The following is a 24,874-nucleotide window of genomic DNA, read 5'->3' on the forward strand; positions in this document are numbered from 1 at the left end:
CGGATAAACTATCCGGCACATCTTCTCTCTTCAACGCCCATTCTCATCCAGCGCAAACGTCGGTAGCTTAAGATGCCAACGAATAGCCGCCAGCCGAATCAATAGCGTCACGACCATGCCCATCATACTGGCTGTTTCCAGTGGTACGGAAAATGTGTAATAAGCCGTAGCGTGGACAATACCGCCGATAATACAGGCAGTTGCGTAGATTTCTGTACGTAAAATCATGGGGATCTCGCGGGCCAGTACATCACGAATGATCCCGCCGCCAACGCCAGTAATGACGCCCATACAAACCGCGATTAACGGACCGGCTTCCGCATTAAAGGCTTTATTCACGCCAATGCCGACAAACACCGCCAGACCAACGGCGTCCAGCACCGGCAACATCCATTTTGGTAAGCGTCTTGGCTGGCGCACCAGCACGATGGTCAGCATGCTGGTGACCATTGCAACGACCAGATCGGTGGGATCTTTCACCCAAAATACCGGGCCGTGATCCAGCGCCATGTCGCGAATTGTTCCGCCGCCTACTGCGGTAACCACGCCCAGTACCAGAACACCAAAAGGGTCCATACGCAATTTTCCGGCTAACAAAACGCCGGAGATGGCAAATACCGCTGTGCCGACTATATCCAGCCAATAGACGAGCATTGTTCAATCCCCACTGAGCACCTGAAAAGGTCAGGCACTAATCTACCTGTGAAAGCGCATTACAGAGCTGTTGTGCAGCGAGGATAATACGTGGGCTTGCACGTTCAAACCAGTCACTCGTGAGAGGAATAACGGGAATTTTGAGCTGTTCACCCCAGTATTGTTTGATTTTAGGAATTTGGTCCGGTCCGCCTGTAATGACAATCGCCTGTGGCGAGCGTGCTAACACCTGTTCGCGGCTAACTTGCGGCCAGGGAACCCGGCTGTCTTTAAAGATGTTTTCTCCGCCACAAACTTCGAGTACCTGGTTCTGAATCGACTCTTTTCCACTGGTAAATGGCGGATTAATGCCGAATTGCAGAAAAACACGTTTTTTAGGTTTATCAGCATATTGCGCTTTCAATTGCGCGTACTGATCCAGCAGGGATTGCGCGGCTTGTTCGGCCTTGTCTGGTTGCGGACTCCAGGGGGCCAGTTGACGTAACGCATTGGCAATTTGTTCAATGCTTGTCGCATCGACCCACATCACTTTTATTCCCAGCGAAGCCAGCTGGTCAACCTGCCGCTCGGCATTACCTCCACGCCAGGCAATCACCAGATCGGGTTTCAGCGCGACAATGCGTTCCAGATTCATCCCCTGCCAGGTGGAAACCTGCTCAATCTTTTGCGCTTGTGGAGGATAGTCGGAATAGCTGCTGACCCCAACCGGCGTGATCCCGGCGGCAAAGGCAAGTTCAGTGTTGGCGGGAGAAAGCGTGATGACGCGCGGCGCGGCGTTGAGCCACAGTGGCGCAAGAAAAGACAGGGCGACCAGCGCCCTGAACAGTGACTTAGCCATGTGCAAGTTTCTGCACCAGTGACTCAACCATCAGGCTGGACTGTTTAGCGGCAACAGCCAGGAACTCATCGAAGCTAAGATGAGACTGTTGATCGGCCACGTCGGAGATGGCGCGTACGACAACAAACGGGACGTTGAAATTGTGGCAGACATGGGCGATTGCCGTCGCTTCCATCTCTACAGCAATGGCCTGTGGGAAGTTGTGGCGGATTTTCGCCAGACCAACAGAACCGTTGATGAAAGCGTCGCCGCTAACAATCAGGCCACGTACAGCGTTAAGATTCAGTTCGGCAATGCAGGCCTCAGCGGCAGCGATCAGTTTATCGTCAGCTTTAAAGCCTGCCGGACAGCCTGGTAACTGACCGTATTCATAACCAAATGCCGTGACATCCGCGTCGTGATAACGTGCTTCGTCCGAGACAACGATATCGCCCACTTTCAGCGTTGGTGCCAGGCCACCGGCAGAACCGGTGTTAATAATCACATCTGGCTTGCAGTGTTCCAACAGCAGAGTGGCACCCAGCGCCGCAGCGACTTTACCGATGCCCGATTTCAGAAGCGCAACCTCGGTTCCATTCAGTTGGCCGGTATAGATTTCGCAACCGCCGAGACTGATAGTTTGACGGTTTTCGATTTTGTCACGCAGCAGCGTAACTTCTTCTTCCATTGCACCAATGATGCCGATTTTCATAGATTTACTCGCGATAAGCCCGATTTGAAGGCATAGTTTACCATGCGCTTACGGGGAAGCGTATTTCTCACGCGGGAGAGGACATGGCACAGATTGATTTCCGAAAAAAAATAAACTGGCATCGTCGTTACCGTTCACCGCAGGGCGTTAAAACCGAACATGAGATCCTGCGGATCTTCGAGAGCGATCGCGGGCGTATCATCAACTCTCCGGCAATTCGTCGTCTGCAACAAAAGACGCAGGTTTTTCCATTGGAGCGCAATGCCGCCGTGCGCACGCGTCTTACCCACTCGATGGAAGTCCAGCAGGTGGGGCGCTACATCGCCAAAGAAATTTTAAGCCGTCTGAAAGAGCTTAAATTGCTGGAAGCATACGGCCTGGATGAACTGACCGGACCTTTTGAAAGCATTGTTGAGATGTCATGCCTGATGCACGATATCGGCAATCCGCCGTTTGGTCATTTTGGCGAAGCAGCGATAAATGACTGGTTTCGCCAACGTTTGCATCCGGAAGATGCCGAAAGCCAGCCTCTGACTGACGATCGCTGCAGCGTGGCGGCACTACGTTTACGGGACGGGGAAGAACCGCTTAACGAGCTGCGGCGCAAGATTCGTCAGGACTTATGTCATTTTGAGGGGAATGCACAAGGCATTCGTCTGGTGCATACATTGATGCGGATGAATCTCACCTGGGCACAGGTTGGCGGTATTTTAAAATATACCCGTCCGGCGTGGTGGCGTGGCGAAACGCCTGAGACACATCACTATTTAATGAAAAAGCCGGGTTATTATCTTTCTGAAGAAGCCTATATTGCCCGGTTGCGTAAAGAACTTAATTTGGCGCTTTACAGTCGTTTTCCATTAACGTGGATTATGGAAGCTGCCGACGACATCTCCTATTGTGTGGCAGACCTTGAAGATGCGGTAGAGAAAAGAATATTTACCGTTGAGCAGCTTTATCATCATTTGCACGAAGCGTGGGGCCAGCATGAGAAAGGTTCGCTCTTTTCGCTGGTGGTTGAAAATGCCTGGGAAAAATCACGCTCAAATAGTTTAAGCCGCAGTACGGAAGATCAGTTTTTTATGTATTTACGGGTAAACACCCTAAATAAACTGGTACCCTACGCGGCACAACGATTTATTGATAATCTGCCTGCGATTTTCGCCGGAACGTTTAATCATGCATTATTGGAAGATGCCAGCGAATGCAGCGATCTTCTTAAGCTATATAAAAATGTCGCTGTAAAACATGTGTTTAGCCATCCGGATGTCGAGCAGCTTGAATTGCAGGGCTATCGGGTCATTAGCGGATTATTAGAGATTTATCGTCCTTTATTAAGCCTGTCGTTATCAGACTTTACTGAACTGGTAGAAAAAGAACGGGTGAAACGTTTCCCTATTGAATCGCGCTTATTCCACAAACTCTCGACGCGCCATCGGCTGGCCTATGTCGAGGCTGTCAGTAAATTACCGTCAGATTCTCCTGAGTTTCCGCTATGGGAATATTATTACCGTTGCCGCCTGTTGCAGGATTATATCAGCGGTATGACCGACCTCTATGCGTGGGATGAATACCGACGTCTGATGGCCGTAGAACAATAACCAGGCTTTTGTAAAGACGAACAATAAATTTTTACCTTTTGCAGAAACTTTAGTTCGGAACTTCGCGCTATAAAACGAATCTGAAGAACACAGCAATTTTGCGTTATCTGTTAATCGAGACTGAAATACATGAAAAAAACCACATTAGCACTGAGTGCACTGGCTCTGAGTTTAGGTTTGGCGTTATCTCCGCTCTCTGCAACGGCGGCTGAGACTTCTTCAGCAACGACAGCCCAGCAGATGCCAAGCCTTGCACCGATGCTCGAAAAGGTGATGCCTTCAGTGGTCAGCATTAACGTAGAAGGTAGCACAACCGTTAATACACCGCGTATGCCGCGTAATTTCCAGCAGTTCTTCGGTGATGATTCTCCGTTCTGCCAGGAAGGTTCTCCGTTCCAGAGCTCTCCGTTCTGCCAGGGGGGCCAGGGCGGTAATGGCGGCGGCCAGCAACAAAAATTCATGGCGCTGGGTTCCGGCGTCATCATTGATGCCGATAAAGGCTATGTCGTCACCAACAACCATGTTGTTGATAACGCGACGGTGATTAAAGTCCAGCTGAGCGATGGTCGTAAGTTCGACGCGAAGATGGTTGGCAAAGATCCGCGCTCTGATATCGCGCTGATCCAAATCCAGAACCCGAAAAACCTGACCGCAATTAAGATGGCGGATTCTGATGCACTGCGCGTGGGTGATTACACCGTAGCGATTGGTAACCCGTTTGGTCTGGGAGAGACGGTAACTTCCGGGATTGTCTCTGCGCTGGGGCGTAGCGGCCTGAATGCCGAAAACTACGAAAACTTCATCCAGACCGATGCAGCGATCAACCGTGGTAACTCCGGTGGTGCGCTGGTTAACCTGAACGGCGAACTGATCGGTATCAACACCGCGATCCTCGCACCGGACGGCGGCAACATCGGTATCGGTTTTGCTATCCCGAGCAACATGGTGAAAAACCTGACCTCGCAGATGGTGGAATACGGCCAGGTGAAACGCGGTGAGCTGGGTATTATGGGGACTGAGCTGAATTCCGAACTGGCGAAAGCGATGAAAGTTGACGCCCAGCGCGGTGCTTTCGTAAGCCAGGTTCTGCCTAATTCCTCCGCTGCAAAAGCGGGCATTAAAGCGGGTGATGTGATCACCTCACTGAACGGTAAGCCAATCAGCAGCTTTGCCGCACTGCGTGCTCAGGTGGGTACTATGCCGGTGGGCAGCAAACTGACCCTGGGCTTGCTGCGCGACGGTAAGCAGGTCAACGTGAATCTGGAACTGCAGCAGAGCAGCCAGAATCAGGTTGATTCCAGCTCCATCTTCAACGGCATTGAAGGCGCTGAGATGAGCAACAAAGGCAAAGATCAGGGCGTGGTAGTGAACAACGTGAAAACGGGCACTCCGGCTGCGCAGATCGGCCTGAAGAAAGGTGATGTGATTATTGGCGCGAACCAGCAGGCAGTGAAAAACATCGCTGAACTGCGTAAAGTGCTCGACAGCAAACCGTCTGTGCTGGCACTGAACATTCAGCGCGGCGACAGCACCATCTACCTGTTAATGCAGTAATCTCCCTCAACCCCTTCCTGAATACGGGAAGGGGTTCTCCTTACAATCTGTGAACTTCGCCACAACTCCATACATCTTCATCATCCTTTGGGCATTTGCACAATGCCGTACGTTACGTACTTCCTTATGCTAAGCCGTGCATAACGGAGGACTTATGGCTGGCTGGCATCTTGATACCAAAATGGCGCAGGATATCGTGGCACGTACCATGCGCATCATCGATACCAATATCAACGTAATGGATGCCCGTGGGCGAATTATCGGCAGCGGCGATCGTGAGCGTATTGGTGAATTGCACGAAGGTGCATTGCTGGTACTTTCACAGGGACGAGTCGTCGATATCGATGACGCGGTAGCACGTCATCTGCACGGTGTGCGGCAGGGGATTAATCTACCGTTACGGCTGGAAGGTGAAATTGTCGGCGTAATTGGCCTGACAGGTGAACCAGAGAACCTGCGTAAATATGGCGAACTGGTCTGCATGACGGCTGAAATGATGCTGGAACAGTCGCGGTTGATGCACCTGTTGGCGCAGGATAGCCGTTTGCGGGAAGAACTGGTGATGAACCTGATTCAGGCTGAGGAGAATACTCCCGCACTTACTGAATGGGCGCAACGGCTGGGGATCGATCTCAATCAACCGCGAGTGGTGGCTATTGTTGAGGTCGACAGCGGTCAGCTTGGCGTGGACAGCGCAATGGCGGAGTTACAACAACTGCAAAATGCGCTGACTACGCCCGAGCGTAATAATCTGGTGGCGATTGTCTCGCTAACCGAAATGGTGGTGTTGAAACCGGCGTTGAACTCTTTTGGGCGCTGGGATGCAGAAGATCATCGTAAGCGAGTTGAACAACTGATTACCCGCATGAAAGAGTACGGCCAGTTGCGTTTTCGCGTTTCGCTGGGCAACTATTTTACCGGTCCTGGCAGTATTGCCCGATCCTATCGTACGGCGAAAACGACGATGGTGGTGGGTAAACAGCGGATGCCAGAAAGTCGCTGCTATTTTTATCAGGATCTGATGTTACCTGTGTTACTCGACAGTTTGCGTGGCGACTGGCAGGCCAATGAACTGGCGCGACCGCTGGCGCGGCTGAAAGCGATGGACAATAATGGCTTGCTGCGACGAACGCTGGCGGCGTGGTTTCGCCACAATGTGCAACCGCTGGCTACGTCAAAGGCGCTGTTTATTCATCGTAATACTCTGGAGTATCGGCTTAATCGTATATCGGAACTGACCGGGCTTGATTTGGGTAATTTTGATGACAGGTTGCTGCTGTATGTGGCGTTGCAGCTGGATGAAGAGCGGTAGGTTATGCGTTAAGGTCGAGGCGGCGCTGGCTCATTCCCCTCAGCCCGAAGGGTAGAGGGGAATGTCCGAGTTAACCGTCAGTTCGGCATTATTTACGCGTTAGTTTTTCCAGATCGGCTTCAATCTCGCTGATCTTATTGGTTACGACTGACTCCAGGTGACGTAAGTCGTCGAGGATCTTACGCTTAAGATCAACTTCGCTGCGGTCACGCTGGCAGATTTGATCAAGCTCATCAATGATATACCGTAGATTCGGGCTGATTTCCTGGACTTCTTTATAACCCTGACCCACACCATCAGCGACGACCGTTTTACGCTGACGCGGATATTTAAACTTAACGCTCTTGGCGAAAAACTCGCCTTTGTCTTTCTGGAAATAGATTTTCAGAATATCGTTGTTGGCTTCCTGCCGGAGGCTGTAACGATCAATTTCTTCAGGATTGGTAATACCCAGACTTTTCAGATTGTCGTACATAGCGTTACCTCAAAATGAGTCAGTAAATTGTGCTTATTTTAGCATTTGGCCTGGCCCGCCCGGCTCGACTGTGATCGCAGAAAGCCTTTTTCTTCCAGACTTCTATCATGGCGTAAAAATCAAAAAATTACCTGCTTTATTGTGGTGATATTCCATGGGATGGATTAACACATTTATCTTCGTTTTGCGAATTACATGACAGTCCGAAACAAGATGAAAAAGTATTTAAAAAAGGGGGGAAGAAGAATGAGTAGGACGAATTATTCTGAGCCAGAAAGCATACGGGCAGCATCATGCTGCCCGTATATGTACTCTTAATCGATGGTACGCAGCAGTTCGTTAATGCCGACTTTGCCGCGAGTTTTCGCGTCAACTTTCTTAACGATAACCGCACAGTAGAGGCTGTATTTGCCATCTTTCGACGGCAGATTACCTGAAACAACCACAGACCCCGCCGGAACGCGACCGTAGTGGATTTCGCCGGTTTCACGGTCGTAAATACGGGTGCTCTGACCAATGTATACGCCCATAGAGATGACGGAACCTTCTTCGACAATCACCCCTTCAACCACTTCGGAGCGTGCGCCAATGAAGCAGTTATCTTCAATAATGGTCGGGTTAGCCTGCAGCGGCTCCAGCACGCCGCCGATGCCCACGCCACCGGAAAGGTGGACGTTTTTACCAATCTGCGCACAAGAACCGACGGTCGCCCAGGTATCAACCATCGTGCCTTCATCAACATATGCGCCGATGTTGACGTAAGACGGCATCAGCACGGTGTTACGGGCAATAAATGCACCCTGACGTACCGCCGCTGGTGGCACAACGCGGAAGCCTTCTTTCTGGAAACGTGCTTCGTCGTAGTCGGCGAATTTCATCGGCACTTTGTCGAAGTAGCGGCTTTCTGCCCCTTCGATCACCTGATTATCATTAATACGGAAAGAGAGCAGCACCGCTTTTTTCAACCACTGATGCGTCACCCACTGACCGTCAATTTTTTCCGCTACACGCAGTGCACCGGAATCCAGCAGGGCGATCACCTGATTTACCGCTTCGCGGGTAACGGTGTCTGCGTTGGCTGGCGTGATCTCGGCACGGCGTTCAAAAGCGGTTTCAATAATGTTCTGTAACTGCTGCATTGTTAAACTCTTTTCATATCAGTAAACACATCACCCTTTATCGTTTGGATTGAGGGCCTCTGTCAACCGCTGATGCACTTCCTGCTGCAACTCGTTATTAAGTGCACGCCGGTCAGCGGTGGCAATTATGAATAAATCTTCTACTCGCTCGCCAATGGTTGTAATTCGGGCACCATGAAGCGAAATTCCCAGATCGGCAAAAATTTTCCCGACTCTCGCCAGCAGTCCTGGCTGGTCGAGCGCGATAAGCTCAAGGAACGATTTGCGGTCGGTATGGGTCGGCAAAAACGTTACTTCGGTTTCAACAGTAAAATGGCGTAATTTGGCGGGTTGGCGACGGGGCTGCGGTGGCTGCCAGCTACTTTGCGTCAGTACTTGCTCCAGACCAAACCGAATAACCTCATGACGATCTGCGGACAGCGGGCTGCCATCGGGTTCCAGCACGATAAAGGTATCCATCGCCATACCGTCGCGAGTGGTGAAAATTTGTGCGTCGTGAACACTTAAATTGCGGCGGTCTAATTCGGCACAGACGGCGGCAAACAGATAGGGGCGGTCCGGGCTCCAGATAAAAATCTCGGTGCCTCCACGCGTAGCCTGCGGGCTAAGCAATACCAGCGGTTTGCTTAAATCATGCTGTAATAAATGGCGGGCATGCCAGGCCAGTTGATTTGGGCTATGGCGGACAAAATAGTTAGCACGACAGCGTGACCAAATTTGGTGCAGCGCCTCTTCGTCGATGTTATCCATGCGCAGTAGTGCCAGTGCCTGGAGTTGGTGATGGCGAACCCGTTCGCGCATATCCGGCGTGTTTTGCATTCCGCGTCGTAGCTGCTTTTCGGTGGCAAAATAGAGTTCGCGCAACAGACTTTGCTTCCAGCTATTCCACAGCGTTTCGTTGGTGGCGCAAATGTCAGCCACTGTCAGGCATACCAGATAGCGCAGACGATTTTCCGTTTGAACTTCTTCGGCAAACTGCTTGATGACTTCAGGGTCCTGAATATCGCGGCGTTGTGCTGTCACCGACATCAGCAAGTGCTGGCGAACCAGCCAGGCAACCAGCTGTGTTTCGCGTGAGTTCAGCCCGTGGAGTTCTGCAAAATGCACTACATCCTGAGCACCGAGAATGGAGTGGTCGCCGCCGCGTCCTTTGGCGATATCGTGAAACAGCGCGGCGATGAAAATCAGCTCAGTTGACGGCAGGCGCGGCCAGACGTCCACACACAACGGATGGCGCTGGCGCGTTTCTTCACTGGCAAAACTCTCCAGTTTCAGCATCACGCGGATAGTATGTTCATCCACCGTGTAGGCGTGGAACAGATCAAACTGCATCTGCCCGACGATATGCGACCATTGCGGCATATACGCGCCGAGCACGCTATGGCGATGCATTGGCAATAGCCCGCGCCGCACCGCTCCGGGGTGACGCAGAATGCTCAAAAACAGTTTTCGTGCTTCCGGAATATTACACAGCGGTTGTTGCAGATGGCGACGGGCATGGCGTAACTGGCGCAGCGTGGTGGAGTAAATGCCGGTGATCGCACTGTTGCGCACCATGGTGTAGAACATACGCAAGATGGCTTCCGGCTGGCGCATAAATAGTGTTTCATCACGCAGGTCGATTAGCGTACCGCGTAGCTGAAACTCATCGTCGAGTGGACGTGGTTTTTCGTCGGCGGGAAGGGCGAGGATGGCTTCATCGAACAGTTGCAGCAGCATCTGGTTGAGTTCACTGACGCGGCGTGTAACGCGGAAGTAATCCTTCATCATCCGCTCGACCGGTTCGTTGCCTTCACCACTGTAATTCAGACGCTGAGCGACGCTAAGTTGGCGATCGAATAACAGACGATTATCGTAACGGCTGACGACCAGATGCAGGGCAAAGCGAATACGCCACAGTATATGCAGACATTCGTTTAATTCCGCCCGCTCCGCTGAGGTTAAGAAGCCAAACCCGACCATTTCATCCAGCGATGTTGCGCCAAAATGACGGCGGGCCACCCATTGCAGAGTGTGAATATCGCGCAAGCCGCCAGGGCTACTTTTGATGTCTGGTTCAAGGTTGTAGCTGGTGCCATGGTAACGCTGATGGCGCTGGTTCTGTTCTTCAACTTTCGCCGCGTAGAACTTGTCGGAAGGCCAGAATCCTTCGCTAAAAATATGTTTTTGCAGTTCGAGGAAGAGCGCAACATCGCCAATTAATAAGCGGGATTCGATTAAATTGGTGGCGACGGTTAAATCCGATAACCCTTCCAGCATGCACTCTTCAAGCGTGCGCACACTATGACCGACTTCCAGCTTTACATCCCAGAGCAGCGTTAACAGCTCGCCCACTTTTTGCGCCTGATCGTCCGGGAGCTTTTTACGGCTTAAAATCAGTAAATCGATGTCAGAAAGTGGATGCAGCTCGCCACGACCGTAGCCACCGACGGCGACCAATGCCAGGTCGGCAATCTGGCTGAATCCCGCTTCAATCCATAATCGTTGCAGGAGCTGGTCGATAAACTCGGTGCGCGCCTCAATCAACTGTTCTGCAGAGATCCCATTGTCAAAGGCATCACCCAGCCAACGCTGGAAAGTATCGATATGGGCTTTTATCCCACCGACGGTTAATTCATCACGGGGCCAGACGCATGGATTTTGCGGTTGACCGGGCAGGGTGGGGAGAGCGGTGTTTGCGTACTGTTCTGGAAGGGTATTCATTGTGCGCCACCCATAAGATTAAATTATCGCATTAAAAAAGCCGGCATTCGCCGGCTTCATCTTATTCGTCGTGCGAGATTATCGCCGGGATGGTGTCATCCTTGCGTAGCGTCAAAATTTCGCAGCCGTTATCAGTCACCACAATAGTATGCTCATATTGTGCAGACAAGCTGCGATCTTTGGTTTTTACCGTCCAGCCATCTTTCATGGTGCGGATCTCTTTTTTACCCGCGTTGACCATTGGCTCGATGGTGAACGTCATCCCAGGTTTCAGTACGACGTTGGTTTCACGGGAGTCATAGTGCAGCACCTGCGGTTCTTCATGGAAGCCGCGACCAATACCGTGTCCGCAATATTCACGAACGACGGAGAAGCCTTCTGCTTCGACAAATTTCTGAATCGCCGCACCGATTTCGCGCAGATTAATGCCTGGTTTGACCATGCGCAGCGCCAGGTACAGGCTTTCTTGCGTGATGCGGCACAGACGTTCGCCCATGATGGTCGGCTTACCGACGATAAACATTTTCGAGGTATCGCCGTGGAAACCATCTTTGATTACGGTGACATCAATGTTAACGATATCGCCATCTTTCAGCAGCTTCGCATCGTCCGGGATACCGTGGCACACCACTTCATTAATAGAGATGCAAACGGATTTCGGATAGCCGTGATAGCCGAGGCAGGCAGAAACCGCGTGTTGTTCATTAACAATGTAATCATTACAGATGCGATCCAGCTCGCCGGTGCTGACGCCCGGTTTAACATACGGTTCGATCATCTCCAGCACTTCGGCAGCCAGTCGGCCAGCGACGCGCATTTTTTCGATATCTTCTGGGGTCTTGATTGAGATAGCCATTAATTCTGTCCATCAGCGTCGGTGATACCGACAATATATATGTAAGTGCCGTCAATGGTATCACACCCGGGCAAATTGAGAATCATTCTGAATTTCGCCAAACGTGCCACTGAAGGTTTTCTATAATAGAAAATTCGACATCTGATGCTGTACACAGCGCCAACAATTATTGGTGTCCATGACGTATTTGTGGTATAAAGCGCGCCGGACTTCCGATCCATTTCGTATACACAGACTGGACGGAAGCGACAATCTCACTTTGTGTAACAACACACACGTATCGGCACATATTCCGGGGTGCCCTTTGGGGTCGGTAATATGGGATACGTGGAGGCATAACCCCAACTTTTATATAGAGGTTTTAATCATGGCAACTGTTTCCATGCGCGACATGCTCAAGGCTGGTGTTCACTTCGGTCACCAGACCCGTTACTGGAACCCGAAAATGAAGCCGTTCATCTTCGGTGCGCGTAACAAAGTTCACATCATCAACCTTGAGAAAACTGTACCGATGTTCAACGAAGCTCTGGCTGAACTGAACAAGATTGCTTCTCGCAAAGGTAAAATCCTTTTCGTTGGTACTAAACGCGCTGCAAGCGAAGCGGTGAAAGACGCTGCTCTGAGCTGCGACCAGTTCTTCGTGAACCATCGCTGGCTGGGCGGTATGCTGACTAACTGGAAAACCGTTCGTCAGTCCATCAAACGTCTGAAAGACCTGGAAACTCAGTCTCAGGACGGTACTTTCGAAAAGCTGACCAAGAAAGAAGCGCTGATGCGCACTCGTGAGCTGGAGAAACTGGAAAACAGCCTGGGCGGTATCAAAGACATGGGCGGTCTGCCGGACGCTCTGTTTGTAATCGATGCTGACCACGAACACATTGCTATCAAAGAAGCAAACAACCTGGGTATTCCGGTATTTGCTATCGTTGATACCAACTCTGATCCGGACGGTGTTGACTTCGTTATCCCGGGTAACGACGACGCAATCCGTGCTGTGACCCTGTACCTGGGCGCTGTTGCTGCAACCGTACGTGAAGGCCGTTCTCAGGATCTGGCTTCCCAGGCGGAAGAAAGCTTCGTAGAAGCTGAGTAATAAGGCTTGATAACTCCCCCAAAATAGTTCGAGTTGCAGAAAGGCGGCAAGCTCGAGAATTCCCGGGAGCTTACATCAGTAAGTGACCGGGATGAGCGAGCGAAGACAACGCATCTGCGGCGCGAAATATGAAGGGGGAGAGCCCTTATAGACCAGGTAGTACACGTTTGGTTAGGGGGCCTGCATATGGCCCCCTTTTTCACTTTTATATCTGTGCGGTTTAATGCCGGGCAGATCACATCTCCGAGGATTTTAGAATGGCTGAAATTACCGCATCCCTGGTAAAAGAGCTGCGTGAGCGTACTGGCGCAGGCATGATGGATTGCAAAAAAGCACTGACTGAAGCTAACGGCGACATCGAGCTGGCAATCGAAAACATGCGTAAGTCCGGTGCTATTAAAGCAGCGAAAAAAGCAGGCAACGTTGCTGCTGACGGCGTGATCAAAACCAAAATCGACGGCAACTACGGCATCATTCTGGAAGTTAACTGCCAGACTGACTTCGTTGCAAAAGACGCTGGTTTCCAGGCGTTCGCAGACAAAGTTCTGGACGCAGCTGTTGCTGGCAAAATCACTGACGTTGAAGTTCTGAAAGCACAGTTCGAAGAAGAACGTGTTGCGCTGGTAGCGAAAATTGGTGAAAACATCAACATTCGCCGCGTTGCTGCGCTGGAAGGCGACGTTCTGGGTTCTTATCAGCACGGTGCGCGTATCGGCGTTCTGGTTGCTGCTAAAGGCGCTGACGAAGAGCTGGTTAAACACATCGCTATGCACGTTGCTGCAAGCAAGCCAGAATTCATCAAACCAGAAGACGTATCCGCTGAAGTGGTAGAAAAAGAATACCAGGTACAGCTGGATATCGCGATGCAGTCTGGTAAGCCGAAAGAAATCGCAGAGAAAATGGTTGAAGGCCGCATGAAGAAATTCACCGGCGAAGTTTCTCTGACCGGTCAGCCGTTCGTTATGGAACCAAGCAAAACTGTTGGTCAGCTGCTGAAAGAGCATAACGCTGAAGTGACTGGCTTCATCCGCTTCGAAGTGGGTGAAGGCATCGAGAAAGTTGAGACTGACTTTGCGGCAGAAGTTGCTGCGATGTCCAAGCAGTCTTAATTATCAAAAAGGAGCCGCCTGAGGGCGGCTTCTTTTTGTGCCCATCTTGTAAATTCAGCTAACCCTTGTGGGGCTGCGCTGAAAAGCGACGTACAATGTCGCTAGTATTAATTCATTTCAATCGTTGACAGTCTCAGGAAAGAAACATGGCTACCAATGCAAAACCCGTCTATAAACGCATTCTGCTTAAGTTGAGTGGCGAAGCTCTGCAGGGCACTGAAGGCTTCGGTATTGATGCAAGCATACTGGATCGTATGGCTCAGGAAATCAAAGAACTGGTTGAACTGGGTATTCAGGTTGGTGTGGTGATTGGTGGGGGTAACCTGTTCCGTGGCGCTGGTCTGGCGAAAGCGGGTATGAACCGCGTTGTGGGCGACCACATGGGGATGCTGGCGACCGTAATGAACGGCCTGGCAATGCGTGATGCACTGCACCGCGCCTATGTGAACGCTCGTCTGATGTCCGCTATTCCATTGAATGGCGTGTGCGACAGCTACAGCTGGGCAGAAGCTATCAGCCTGTTGCGCAACAACCGTGTGGTGATCCTCTCCGCCGGTACAGGTAACCCGTTCTTTACCACCGACTCAGCAGCTTGCCTGCGTGGTATCGAAATTGAAGCCGATGTGGTGCTGAAAGCAACCAAAGTTGACGGCGTGTTTACTGCTGATCCGGCGAAAGATCCAACTGCAACCATGTACGAGCAACTGACTTACAGCGAAGTGCTGGAAAAAGAGCTGAAAGTCATGGACCTGGCGGCCTTCACGCTGGCTCGTGACCATAAATTACCGATTCGTGTTTTCAACATGAACAAACCGGGTGCGCTGCGCCGTGTGGTAATGGGTGAAAAAGAAGGGACTTTAATCACGGAATAATTCCCGTGATGGATAAATAAGGGTAAGATTCCGCATAAGTATCGCGGGGCGTAAGTCTGGTTATAAGGCGTTATTGTTGCAGGCAGTTTGGTCACGGCCAGCGCGCAGCAACCGGTGCGTACACAAGTACGTGAGGATGGCGAGCACTACCCGGGGCCAAAATGGCAAATAAAATAGCCTAATAATCCAGACGATTACCCGTAATATGTTTAATCAGGGCTATACTTAGCACACTTCCACTGTGTGTGACTGTCTGGTCTGACTGAGACAAGTTTTCAAGGATTCGTAACGTGATTAGCGATATCAGAAAAGATGCTGAAGTACGCATGGACAAATGCGTAGAAGCGTTCAAAACCCAAATCAGCAAAATACGCACGGGTCGTGCTTCTCCCAGCCTGCTGGATGGCATTGTCGTGGAATATTACGGCACGCCGACGCCGCTGCGTCAGCTGGCAAGCGTAACGGTAGAAGATTCCCGTACTCTGAAAATCAACGTGTTTGATCGTTCAATGTCTCCGGCCGTTGAAAAAGCGATTATGGCGTCCGATCTTGGCCTGAACCCGAACTCTGCGGGTAGCGACATCCGTGTTCCGCTGCCGCCGCTGACGGAAGAACGTCGTAAAGATCTGACCAAAATCGTTCGTGGTGAAGCAGAACAAGCGCGTGTTGCAGTACGTAACGTGCGTCGTGACGCGAACGACAAAGTGAAAGCACTGTTGAAAGATAAAGAGATCAGCGAAGACGACGATCGCCGTTCTCAGGACGATGTACAGAAACTGACTGATGCTGCAATCAAGAAAATTGAAGCGGCGCTGGCAGACAAAGAAGCAGAACTGATGCAGTTCTGATTTCTTGAACGACAAAAACGCCGCTCAGTAGATCCTTGCGGATCGGCTGGCGGCGTTTTGCTTTTTATTCTGTCTCAACTCTGGATGTTTCATGAAGCAACTCACCATTCTGGGCTCGACCGGCTCGATTGGTTGCAGCACGCTGGACGTGGTGCGCCATAATCCCGAACACTTCCGCGTAGTTGCGCTGGTGGCAGGCAAAAATGTCACTCGCATGGTAGAACAGTGCCTGGAATTCTCTCCCCGCTATGCCGTAATGGACGATGAAGCGAGTGCGAAACTTCTTAAAACGATGCTACAGCAACAGGGTAGCCGCACCGAAGTCTTAAGTGGGCAACAAGCCGCTTGCGATATGGCAGCGCTTGAGGATGTTGATCAGGTGATGGCAGCCATTGTTGGCGCTGCTGGGCTGTTACCTACGCTTGCTGCGATCCGCGCGGGTAAAACCATTTTGCTGGCCAATAAAGAATCACTGGTTACCTGCGGACGTCTGTTTATGGACGCCGTAAAGCAGAGCAAAGCGCAATTGTTACCGGTCGATAGCGAACATAACGCCATTTTTCAGAGTTTACCGCAACCTATCCAGCATAATCTGGGATACGCTGACCTTGAGCAAAATGGCGTGGTGTCCATTTTACTTACCGGGTCTGGTGGCCCTTTCCGTGAGACGCCATTGCGCGATTTGGCAACAATGACGCCGGATCAAGCCTGCCGTCATCCGAACTGGTCGATGGGGCGTAAAATTTCTGTCGATTCGGCTACCATGATGAACAAAGGTCTGGAATACATTGAAGCGCGTTGGCTGTTTAACGCCAGCGCCAGCCAGATGGAAGTGCTGATTCACCCGCAGTCAGTGATTCACTCAATGGTGCGCTATCAGGACGGCAGTGTTCTGGCGCAGCTGGGGGAACCGGATATGCGTACGCCAATTGCCCACACCATGGCATGGCCGAATCGCGTGAACTCTGGCGTGAAGCCGCTCGATTTTTGCAAACTAAGTGCGTTGACATTTGCCGCACCGGATTATGATCGTTATCCATGCCTGAAACTGGCGATGGAGGCGTTCGAACAAGGTCAGGCAGCGACGACAGCATTGAATGCCGCAAACGAAATCACCGTTGCTGCTTTTCTTGCGCAACAAATCCGCTTTACGGATATCGCTGCGTTGAATTTATCCGTACTGGAAAAAATGGATATGCGCGAACCACAATGTGTGGACGATGTGTTATCTGTTGATGCGAACGCGCGTGAAGTCGCCAGAAAAGAGGTGATGCGTCTCGCAAGCTGAGGATAATCCGGCTACAGAGAGTCGCGCTATTTGTTAGCGTAGGGCTTCAGTGATATAGTCTGCGCCATCTGATCGTAAGTAGTTGGCTTTATAAGGTCAGGTATGCCGTGGTTTTACACGGCTTTTTTTTGTATAGGCTTCAGTATTCCTGAGTACCGTAAACCCTGTCAGGGAATAAAAAACGCGTGATGTTGTCTGCTACTCAACCACTTAGCGAAAAATTGCCAGCGCATGGCTGCCGTCATGTTGCGATCATTATGGACGGCAATGGTCGCTGGGCAAAAAAGCAAGGGAAGATTCGTGCCTTTGGGCATAAAGCCGGGGCAAAATCCGTCCGCCGGGCTGTCTCTTTTGCGGCCAACAACGGTATTGAGGCGTTAACGCTGTATGCCTTTAGTAGTGAAAACTGGAACCGACCAGCGCAGGAAGTCAGTGCGTTAATGGAACTGTTTGTGTGGGCGCTCGATAGCGAAGTAAAAAGTCTGCACCGACATAACGTGCGTCTGCGTATTATTGGCGATACCAGTCGCTTTAACTCGCGTTTGCAAGAACGTATTCGTAAATCTGAAGCGCTAACAGCCGGGAATACCGGTCTGACGCTGAATATTGCGGCGAACTACGGTGGACGTTGGGATATAGTCCAGGGAGTCAGACAACTGGCTGAAAAGGTGCAGCAAGGAAACCTGCAACCAGATCAGATAGATGAAGAGATGCTAAACCAGCATGTCTGTATGCATGAACTGGCCCCTGTAGATTTAGTAATTAGGACTGGGGGGGAGCATCGCATTAGTAACTTTTTGCTTTGGCAAATTGCCTATGCCGAACTTTACTTTACAGATGTTCTCTGGCCCGATTTCGATGAACAAGACTTTGAAGGGGCGTTAAATGCCTTTGCTAATCGAGAGCGTCGTTTCGGCGGCACCGAGCCCGGTGATGAAACAGCCTGATGGGGGTCGCTTTTGCTGAAGTATCGCCTGATATCTGCTTTTGTGTTAATACCCGTCGTCATCGCGGCGTTGTTTCTGTTGCCGCCGGTGGGGTTCGCCATCGTAACGCTGGTGGTCTGCATGCTGGCAGCGTGGGAATGGGGACAGCTTAGCGGTTTTACCACTCGTTCGCAGCGAGTATGGTTGGCGGTGTTATGCGGGTTATTGTTGGCGCTGATGCTTTTTCTGTTGCCGGAATATCACCGAAATATTCATCAACCGCTGGTTGAAATCTCACTTTGGGCTTCGCTGGGTTGGTGGATTGTCGCGCTATTGCTGGTGCTGTTTTACCCAGGTTCCGCAGCAATCTGGCGTAACTCTAAAACATTGCGCCTTATTTTTGGCGTGCTAACCATTGTTCCCTTCTTCTGGGGCATGCTGGCGTTACGGGCCTGGCACTACGACGAGAATCATTACAGTGGCGCAATATGGCTGCTCTATGTCATGATCCTGGTATGGGGCGCTGACTCTGGCGCATATATGTTTGGCAAATTGTTTGGTAAACATAAGCTGGCACCGAAGGTTTCTCCGGGTAAAACCTGGCAAGGCTTTATAGGTGGACTAGCGACCGCAGCGGTAATCTCATGGGGTTATGGCATGTGGGCGAATCTCGACGTCGCTCCCGTCACCTTACTCATTTGCTCTATTGTCGCAGCGTTAGCCTCAGTGCTCGGCGATCTGACCGAGAGTATGTTTAAGCGTGAAGCAGGAATTAAGGACAGCGGTCATTTAATTCCAGGACACGGTGGTATTTTAGATCGTATTGATAGCCTGACGGCTGCGGTACCGGTCTTTGCTTGCTTGTTGTTACTGGTATTCAGGACGCTTTAACGGAAGGTAATATGCTGAGTTTTCTCTGGGATTTGGCTTCGTTCATCGTTGCACTGGGTGTACTTATCACCGTGCATGAATTTGGTCATTTCTGGGTTGCCCGGCGTTGTGGTGTTCGCGTTGAGCGTTTCTCAATAGGGTTTGGTAAGGCGCTCTGGCGGCGAACTGATAAGCTCGGCACCGAATATGTTATCGCCCTGATCCCGCTGGGCGGTTATGTCAAAATGCTGGATGAGCGCGCAGAACCGGTCGTTCCGGAACTCCGCCACCATGCCTTCAATAATAAATCTGTTGGCCAACGAGCGGCGATTATTGCCGCAGGTCCGGTTGCAAACTTCATTTTTGCTATCTTTGCCTACTGGCTGGTTTTTATTATTGGTGTGCCTGGCGTACGTCCGGTGGTTGGTGAAATAGCAGCCAATTCGATAGCTGCGGAAGCACAAATTGCACCAGGTACGGAACTAAAAGCCGTAGATGGTATCGAAACGCCTGATTGGGATGCCGTGCGTTTGCAGTTGGTCGATAAAATTGGCGATGAAAGCACCACCATTACAGTAGCGCCATTTGGCAGCGATCAACGGCGGGATGTAAAGCTCGATTTACGTCACTGGGCGTTTGAGCCTGATAAAGAAGATCCGGTATCTTCGCTGGGGATTCGTCCTCGTGGGCCGCAAATTGAACCTGTACTGGAAAATGTGCAGCCAAACTCGGCGGCAAGCAAGGCAGGTTTGCAAGCAGGCGACAGGATCGTTAAAGTCGATGGTCAGCCCTTAACGCAGTGGGTGACCTTTGTGATGCTTGTCCGGGATAACCCGGGTAAATCCTTAGCGTTAGAAATCGAAAGGCAGGGAAGTCCCTTGTCTTTGACATTAATCCCGGAGAGTAAACCGGGTAATGGTAAAGCGATTGGTTTTGTCGGTATTGAGCCGAAAGTCATTCCTTTGCCAGATGAGTATAAAGTTGTACGCCAGTATGGGCCGTTCAACGCCATCGTCGAAGCCACGGACAAAACGTGGCAGCTGATGAAGCTGACGGTCAGTATGCTGGGAAAATTGATCACCGGTGATGTGAAACTGAACAACCTCAGTGGGCCGATCTCTATCGCCAAGGGGGCTGGGATGACAGCGGAACTCGGGGTAGTTTATTACCTGCCGTTTCTTGCGCTTATTAGCGTGAACTTAGGGATAATTAACCTGTTTCCGTTGCCCGTACTTGACGGGGGGCATCTGCTGTTCCTTGCGATCGAAAAGATCAAGGGCGGACCGGTATCCGAGCGGGTTCAAGACTTTTGTTATCGCATTGGCTCGATTCTGCTGGTGCTGTTAATGGGGCTTGCACTTTTCAATGATTTCTCTCGGTTATGAGAGTTAGTTAGGAAGAACGCATAATAACGATGGCGATGAAAAAGTTGCTCATAGCGTCGCTGCTGTTTAGCAGCGCCACCGTATACGGTGCTGAAGGGTTCGTAGTGAAAGATATTCATTTCGAAGGCCTTCAGCGTGTCGCCGTTGGTGCGGCCCTCCTCAGTATGCCGGTGCGCACAGGCGACACGGTTAATGATGAAGATATCAGTAATACCATTCGCGCTCTGTTTGCTACCGGCAACTTTGAGGATGTTCGCGTCCTTCGTGATGGTGATACCCTTCTGGTTCAGGTAAAAGAACGTCCGACCATTGCCAGCATTACTTTCTCCGGTAACAAATCGGTGAAAGATGACATGCTGAAGCAAAACCTCGAGGCTTCTGGTGTGCGTGTGGGCGAATCCCTCGATCGCACCACCATTGCCGATATCGAGAAAGGTCTGGAAGACTTCTACTACAGCGTCGGTAAATATAGCGCCAGCGTAAAAGCTGTCGTGACCCCGCTGCCGCGCAACCGTGTTGACCTAAAACTGGTGTTCCAGGAAGGTGTGTCAGCTGAAATCCAGCAAATTAACATTGTTGGTAACCATGCTTTCACCACCGACGAACTGATCTCTCATTTCCAACTGCGTGACGAAGTGCCGTGGTGGAACGTGGTAGGCGATCGTAAATACCAGAAACAGAAACTGGCGGGCGACCTTGAAACCCTGCGCAGCTACTATCTGGATCGCGGTTATGCCCGTTTCAACATCGACTCTACCCAGGTCAGTCTGACGCCAGATAAAAAAGGTATTTACGTCACGGTGAACATCACCGAAGGCGATCAGTACAAGCTTTCTGGCGTTGAAGTGAGCGGCAACCTTGCCGGGCACTCCGCTGAAATTGAGCAGCTGACTAAGATCGAGCCGGGTGAGCTGTATAACGGCACCAAAGTGACCAAGATGGAAGATGACATCAAAAAGCTTCTCGGTCGCTATGGTTATGCCTATCCGCGCGTACAGTCGATGCCTGAAATTAACGATGCCGACAAAACCGTTAAATTACGCGTGAACGTTGATGCGGGTAACCGTTTCTACGTGCGTAAGATCCGTTTTGAAGGTAACGATACCTCGAAAGATGCCGTCCTGCGTCGCGAAATGCGTCAGATGGAAGGTGCATGGCTGGGAAGCGATCTGGTCGATCAGGGTAAGGAGCGTCTGAATCGTCTGGGCTTCTTTGAAACTGTCGATACCGATACCCAACGTGTTCCGGGTAGCCCGGACCAGGTAGATGTCGTCTACAAGGTAAAAGAGCGCAACACCGGTAGCTTCAACTTTGGTATTGGTTACGGTACTGAAAGTGGCGTGAGCTTCCAGGCTGGTGTGCAGCAGGATAACTGGTTAGGTACAGGTTATGCTGTTGGTATCAACGGGACCAAAAACGATTACCAGACCTATGCTGAACTGTCGGTAACCAACCCGTACTTCACTGTAGATGGTGTAAGCCTCGGTGGTCGTCTCTTCTATAATGACTTCCAGGCAGATGACGCCGACCTGTCCGACTATACCAACAAGAGTTATGGTACAGACGTGACGTTGGGCTTCCCGATCAACGAATATAACTCGCTGCGTGCAGGTCTGGGTTATGTACATAACTCCCTGTCCAACATGCAGCCTCAGGTTGCGATGTGGCGTTATCTGTACTCTATGGGTGAACATCCGAGCACCTCTGATCAGGATAATAGCTTCAAAACGGACGACTTCACGTTCAACTATGGTTGGACCTATAACAAGCTTGACCGTGGTTACTTCCCGACAGATGGTTCACGTGTCAACCTGACCGGTAAAGTGACCATTCCTGGATCGGATAACGAATACTACAAAGTGACGTTAGACACGGCGACTTATGTGCCGATCGATGACGATCACAAATGGGTTGTTCTGGGGCGTACCCGCTGGGGTTATGGTGATGGTTTAGGCGGCAAAGAGATGCCGTTCTACGAGAACTTCTATGCCGGTGGTTCCAGCACCGTGCGTGGCTTCCAGTCCAATACAATTGGTCCGAAAGCAGTTTACTTCCCGCATCAGGCCAGTAATTATGATCCGGACTATGATTACGAATGTGCGACTCAGGACGGCGCGAAAGACCTGTGTAAATCGGATGATGCTGTAGGCGGTAACGCCATGGCGGTTGCCAGCCTCGAGTTCATCACCCCGACGCCGTTTATTAGCGATAAGTATGCTAACTCGGTTCGTACTTCCTTCTTCTGGGATATGGGTACCGTTTGGGATACAAACTGGGATTCCAGCCAATATTCTGGATATCCGGACTATAGTGATCCAAGCAATATCCGTATGTCTGCGGGTATCGCATTACAATGGATGTCCCCATTGGGGCCGTTGGTGTTCTCCTACGCCCAGCCGTTCAAAAAGTACGATGGAGACAAGGCAGAACAGTTCCAGTTTAACATCGGTAAAACCTGGTAAGTGTTCTCCACAAAGGAATGTAGTGGTAGTGTAGCGATGACTTTAGGCGATCAATATAAGATCGCCGGGCCACGCAAAGAACTGCACCCTCCGGTGCAAATGGGATGGTAAGGAGTTTATTGTGAAAAAGTGGTTATTAGCTGCAGGTCTCGGTTTAGCACTGGCAACTTCTGCTCAGGCGGCTGACAAAATTGCAATCGTCAACATGGGCAGCCTGTTCCAGCAGGTAGCGCAGAAAACCGGTGTTTCTAACACGCTGGAAAATGAGTTCAAAGGCCGTGCCAGCGAACTGCAGCGTATGGAAACCGATCTGCAGGCTAAAATGAAAAAGCTGCAGTCCATGAAAGCGGGCAGCGATCGCACTAAGCTGGAAAAAGACGTGATGGCTCAGCGCCAGACTTTTGCTCAGAAAGCGCAGGCTTTTGAGCAGGATCGCGCACGTCGTTCCAACGAAGAACGCGGCAAACTGGTTACTCGTATCCAGACTGCTGTGAAATCCGTTGCCAACAGCCAGGATATCGATCTGGTTGTTGATGCAAACGCCGTTGCTTACAACAGCAGCGATGTAAAAGACATCACTGCCGACGTACTGAAACAGGTTAAATAAGTAATGCCTTCAATTCGACTGGCTGATTTAGCGCAGCAGTTGGATGCAGAACTACACGGTGATGGCGATATCGTCATCACCGGCGTTGCGTCCATGCAATCTGCACAAACAGGTCACATTACGTTCATGGTTAACCCAAAATACCGTGAGCATTTAGGCTTGTGCCAGGCGTCCGCGGTTGTCATGACCCAGGACGATCTTCCTTTCGCGAAAAGTGCCGCGCTGGTAGTGAAGAATCCCTACCTGACTTACGCGCGCATGGCGCAAATTTTAGATACCACGCCGCAGCCCGCGCAGAACATTGCACCCAGTGCGGTGATCGACGCGACGGCGAAGCTGGGTAACAACGTATCGATTGGCGCTAACGCGGTGATTGAGTCCGGCGTTGAACTGGGCGATAACGTGATTATCGGTGCCGGTTGCTTCGTAGGTAAAAACAGCAAAATCGGTGCAGGTTCGCGTCTCTGGGCGAACGTAACCATTTACCATGAGATCCAGATCGGTCAGAATTGCCTGATCCAGTCCGGAACAGTGGTAGGCGCAGACGGCTTTGGTTATGCCAACGATCGTGGTAACTGGGTGAAGATCCCACAGATTGGTCGCGTAATTATTGGCGATCGCGTGGAGATCGGTGCCTGCACAACCATCGATCGCGGCGCGCTGGATGACACTATTATTGGCAATGGCGTGATCATTGATAACCAGTGCCAGATTGCACATAACGTCGTGATTGGCGACAATACGGCGGTTGCCGGTGGCGTCATTATGGCGGGCAGCCTGAAAATTGGTCGTTACTGCATGATCGGCGGAGCCAGCGTAATCAACGGGCATATGGAAATATGCGACAAAGTGACGGTTACGGGCATGGGTATGGTGATGCGTCCCATCACTGAACCAGGCGTCTATTCCTCAGGCATTCCGCTGCAACCCAACAAAGTCTGGCGCAAAACCGCTGCACTGGTGATGAACATTGATGACATGAGCAAGCGTCTGAAATCGCTTGAGCGCAAGGTTAATCAACAAGACTAACGTTCCATCTTTTGTTCGCCAAACTTTACGGCCTGTCTCATTCTTACGATTGCGGCAGGCCGTGTTATTATTGTCGTTTCTTATATTTTGACAGGAAGAGTATCTTGACTACTAACACTCATACTCTGCAGATTGAAGAGATTTTAGAACTTCTGCCGCACCGTTTCCCGTTCTTACTGGTGGATCGCGTGCTGGATTTTGAAGAAGGTCGTTTTCTGCGCGCAGTAAAAAATGTCTCTGTCAATGAGCCATTCTTCCAGGGCCATTTCCCTGGAAAACCGATTTTCCCGGGTGTGCTGATTCTGGAAGCAATGGCACAGGCAACAGGTATTCTGGCGTTTAAAAGCGTAGGAAAACTGGAACCGGGTGAGCTGTACTACTTCGCTGGTATTGACGAAGCGCGCTTCAAGCGCCCGGTCGTGCCTGGCGATCAAATGATCATGGAAGTCACTTTCGAAAAAACGCGCCGCGGCCTGACCCGTTTTAAAGGGGTTGCTCTGGTCGATGGTAAAGTAGTTTGCGAAGCAACGATGATGTGTGCTCGTAGCCGGGAGGCCTGATA

22 protein-coding genes are annotated in these 24,874 nt (G+C 51.0%); 15 read left to right on the forward strand and 7 right to left on the reverse strand.

Annotation, left to right across the window (positions count from 1 at the left end; all coding sequences use genetic code 11):
- Positions 1-30: 30 nt before the first annotated feature.
- From ACJHXA_RS17575 to mtnN, 3 genes are read right to left on the reverse strand one after another with little or no spacing between them, the layout of a single operon-like run.
- The gene (locus ACJHXA_RS17575; RefSeq protein ID WP_000964221.1) at positions 31-654 is read right to left on the reverse strand and encodes a TRIC cation channel family protein; all 624 of its coding nucleotides are present in this window, start codon (positions 652-654) and stop codon (positions 31-33) included.
- A 37-nt stretch (positions 655-691) separates the two neighbouring features.
- Positions 692-1,492, reverse strand: coding sequence for a vitamin B12 ABC transporter substrate-binding protein BtuF (gene btuF / locus ACJHXA_RS17580; RefSeq protein ID WP_001129927.1), 801 nt, complete (start codon positions 1,490-1,492; stop codon positions 692-694).
- Positions 1,485-2,183, reverse strand: a complete 699-nt coding sequence (gene mtnN, locus ACJHXA_RS17585) for a 5'-methylthioadenosine/S-adenosylhomocysteine nucleosidase (protein ID WP_000689844.1) — start codon at positions 2,181-2,183, stop codon at positions 1,485-1,487. Before mtnN ends, btuF begins: the two co-directional genes overlap by 8 nt.
- Positions 2,184-2,266: 83 nt before the next feature.
- On the opposite strand from mtnN, the gene dgt reads away from it, so the two are divergent.
- The 3 genes from dgt to cdaR all read left to right on the forward strand — a co-directional run bounded on the left by dgt (position 2,267) and on the right by cdaR (position 6,650).
- Complete coding sequence (gene dgt, locus ACJHXA_RS17590; protein WP_000057067.1) at positions 2,267-3,784, forward strand: dGTPase; 1,518 nt, start codon at positions 2,267-2,269, stop codon at positions 3,782-3,784.
- 129 nt (positions 3,785-3,913) lie between these two features.
- Positions 3,914-5,338 (forward strand): serine endoprotease DegP, encoded by a 1,425-nt coding sequence (degP, locus tag ACJHXA_RS17595; RefSeq protein ID WP_000753946.1) that lies wholly within the window; start codon positions 3,914-3,916, stop codon positions 5,336-5,338.
- 154 nt (positions 5,339-5,492) lie between these two features.
- The gene (gene cdaR, locus ACJHXA_RS17600) at positions 5,493-6,650 is read left to right on the forward strand and encodes a DNA-binding transcriptional regulator CdaR (protein WP_000929439.1); all 1,158 of its coding nucleotides are present in this window, start codon (positions 5,493-5,495) and stop codon (positions 6,648-6,650) included.
- 88 nt (positions 6,651-6,738) lie between these two features.
- On the opposite strand, the gene ACJHXA_RS17605 is transcribed toward cdaR, so the two are convergent.
- The 4 genes from ACJHXA_RS17605 to map all read right to left on the reverse strand — a co-directional run bounded on the left by ACJHXA_RS17605 (position 6,739) and on the right by map (position 11,823).
- The gene (locus ACJHXA_RS17605; RefSeq protein ID WP_000272188.1) at positions 6,739-7,125 is read right to left on the reverse strand and encodes a DUF3461 family protein; all 387 of its coding nucleotides are present in this window, start codon (positions 7,123-7,125) and stop codon (positions 6,739-6,741) included.
- Between the two features lie 314 nt (positions 7,126-7,439).
- Positions 7,440-8,264 carry a 2,3,4,5-tetrahydropyridine-2,6-dicarboxylate N-succinyltransferase gene (dapD, locus tag ACJHXA_RS17610; protein WP_001186650.1) on the reverse strand — a complete coding sequence of 275 codons (825 nt, stop codon included), beginning with the start codon at positions 8,262-8,264 and terminating at the stop codon, positions 7,440-7,442.
- A gap of 30 nt (positions 8,265-8,294) precedes the next feature.
- A complete protein-coding gene (gene glnD / locus ACJHXA_RS17615; protein WP_001094583.1) occupies positions 8,295-10,967 on the reverse strand; it encodes a bifunctional uridylyltransferase/uridylyl-removing protein GlnD in 2,673 nt (890 codons plus the stop codon).
- Between the two features lie 61 nt (positions 10,968-11,028).
- Positions 11,029-11,823 carry a type I methionyl aminopeptidase gene (gene map, locus ACJHXA_RS17620; RefSeq protein WP_001018194.1) on the reverse strand — a complete coding sequence of 265 codons (795 nt, stop codon included), beginning with the start codon at positions 11,821-11,823 and terminating at the stop codon, positions 11,029-11,031.
- A gap of 367 nt (positions 11,824-12,190) precedes the next feature.
- On the opposite strand from map, the gene rpsB reads away from it, so the two are divergent.
- The 12 genes from rpsB to fabZ all read left to right on the forward strand — a co-directional run bounded on the left by rpsB (position 12,191) and on the right by fabZ (position 24,872).
- A complete protein-coding gene (gene rpsB, locus ACJHXA_RS17625; protein ID WP_000246884.1) occupies positions 12,191-12,916 on the forward strand; it encodes a 30S ribosomal protein S2 in 726 nt (241 codons plus the stop codon).
- 257 nt (positions 12,917-13,173) lie between these two features.
- Positions 13,174-14,025: a translation elongation factor Ts gene (tsf, locus tag ACJHXA_RS17630; protein ID WP_000818114.1), complete on the forward strand. Its 852-nt coding sequence runs from the start codon at positions 13,174-13,176 to the stop codon at positions 14,023-14,025.
- A 146-nt stretch (positions 14,026-14,171) separates the two neighbouring features.
- The gene (pyrH, locus tag ACJHXA_RS17635; protein ID WP_000224573.1) at positions 14,172-14,897 is read left to right on the forward strand and encodes a UMP kinase; all 726 of its coding nucleotides are present in this window, start codon (positions 14,172-14,174) and stop codon (positions 14,895-14,897) included.
- Positions 14,898-15,187: 290 nt separating this feature from the next.
- Positions 15,188-15,745, forward strand: a complete 558-nt coding sequence (gene frr, locus ACJHXA_RS17640) for a ribosome recycling factor (protein WP_000622418.1) — start codon at positions 15,188-15,190, stop codon at positions 15,743-15,745.
- Positions 15,746-15,836: 91 nt separating this feature from the next.
- Entirely contained in the window at positions 15,837-17,033 is a 1,197-nt protein-coding gene (gene ispC, locus ACJHXA_RS17645) for a 1-deoxy-D-xylulose-5-phosphate reductoisomerase (RefSeq protein ID WP_000811923.1), read from the forward strand.
- Positions 17,034-17,221: 188 nt separating this feature from the next.
- Positions 17,222-17,980 (forward strand): (2E,6E)-farnesyl-diphosphate-specific ditrans,polycis-undecaprenyl-diphosphate synthase, encoded by a 759-nt coding sequence (ispU, locus tag ACJHXA_RS17650; protein ID WP_001295562.1) that lies wholly within the window; start codon positions 17,222-17,224, stop codon positions 17,978-17,980.
- Positions 17,981-17,992: 12 nt separating this feature from the next.
- Positions 17,993-18,850, forward strand: a complete 858-nt coding sequence (cdsA, locus tag ACJHXA_RS17655; protein WP_000922446.1) for a phosphatidate cytidylyltransferase — start codon at positions 17,993-17,995, stop codon at positions 18,848-18,850.
- 11 nt (positions 18,851-18,861) lie between these two features.
- Positions 18,862-20,214, forward strand: coding sequence for a sigma E protease regulator RseP (gene rseP / locus ACJHXA_RS17660; RefSeq protein ID WP_001295561.1), 1,353 nt, complete (start codon positions 18,862-18,864; stop codon positions 20,212-20,214).
- A gap of 29 nt (positions 20,215-20,243) precedes the next feature.
- Entirely contained in the window at positions 20,244-22,676 is a 2,433-nt protein-coding gene (gene bamA / locus ACJHXA_RS17665) for an outer membrane protein assembly factor BamA (RefSeq protein WP_001240896.1), read from the forward strand.
- 121 nt (positions 22,677-22,797) lie between these two features.
- Entirely contained in the window at positions 22,798-23,283 is a 486-nt protein-coding gene (gene skp, locus ACJHXA_RS17670; RefSeq protein WP_000758956.1) for a molecular chaperone Skp, read from the forward strand.
- Between the two features lie 3 nt (positions 23,284-23,286).
- A complete protein-coding gene (gene lpxD, locus ACJHXA_RS17675) occupies positions 23,287-24,312 on the forward strand; it encodes a UDP-3-O-(3-hydroxymyristoyl)glucosamine N-acyltransferase (protein WP_001139279.1) in 1,026 nt (341 codons plus the stop codon).
- Positions 24,313-24,416: 104 nt separating this feature from the next.
- Entirely contained in the window at positions 24,417-24,872 is a 456-nt protein-coding gene (gene fabZ / locus ACJHXA_RS17680; RefSeq protein ID WP_000210739.1) for a 3-hydroxyacyl-ACP dehydratase FabZ, read from the forward strand.
- Positions 24,873-24,874: the final 2 nt, after the last annotated feature.

The organism is Escherichia sp. WS33, from assembly GCF_046486385.1.
Classification (GTDB): Bacteria; Pseudomonadota; Gammaproteobacteria; order Enterobacterales; family Enterobacteriaceae; genus ECMA0423.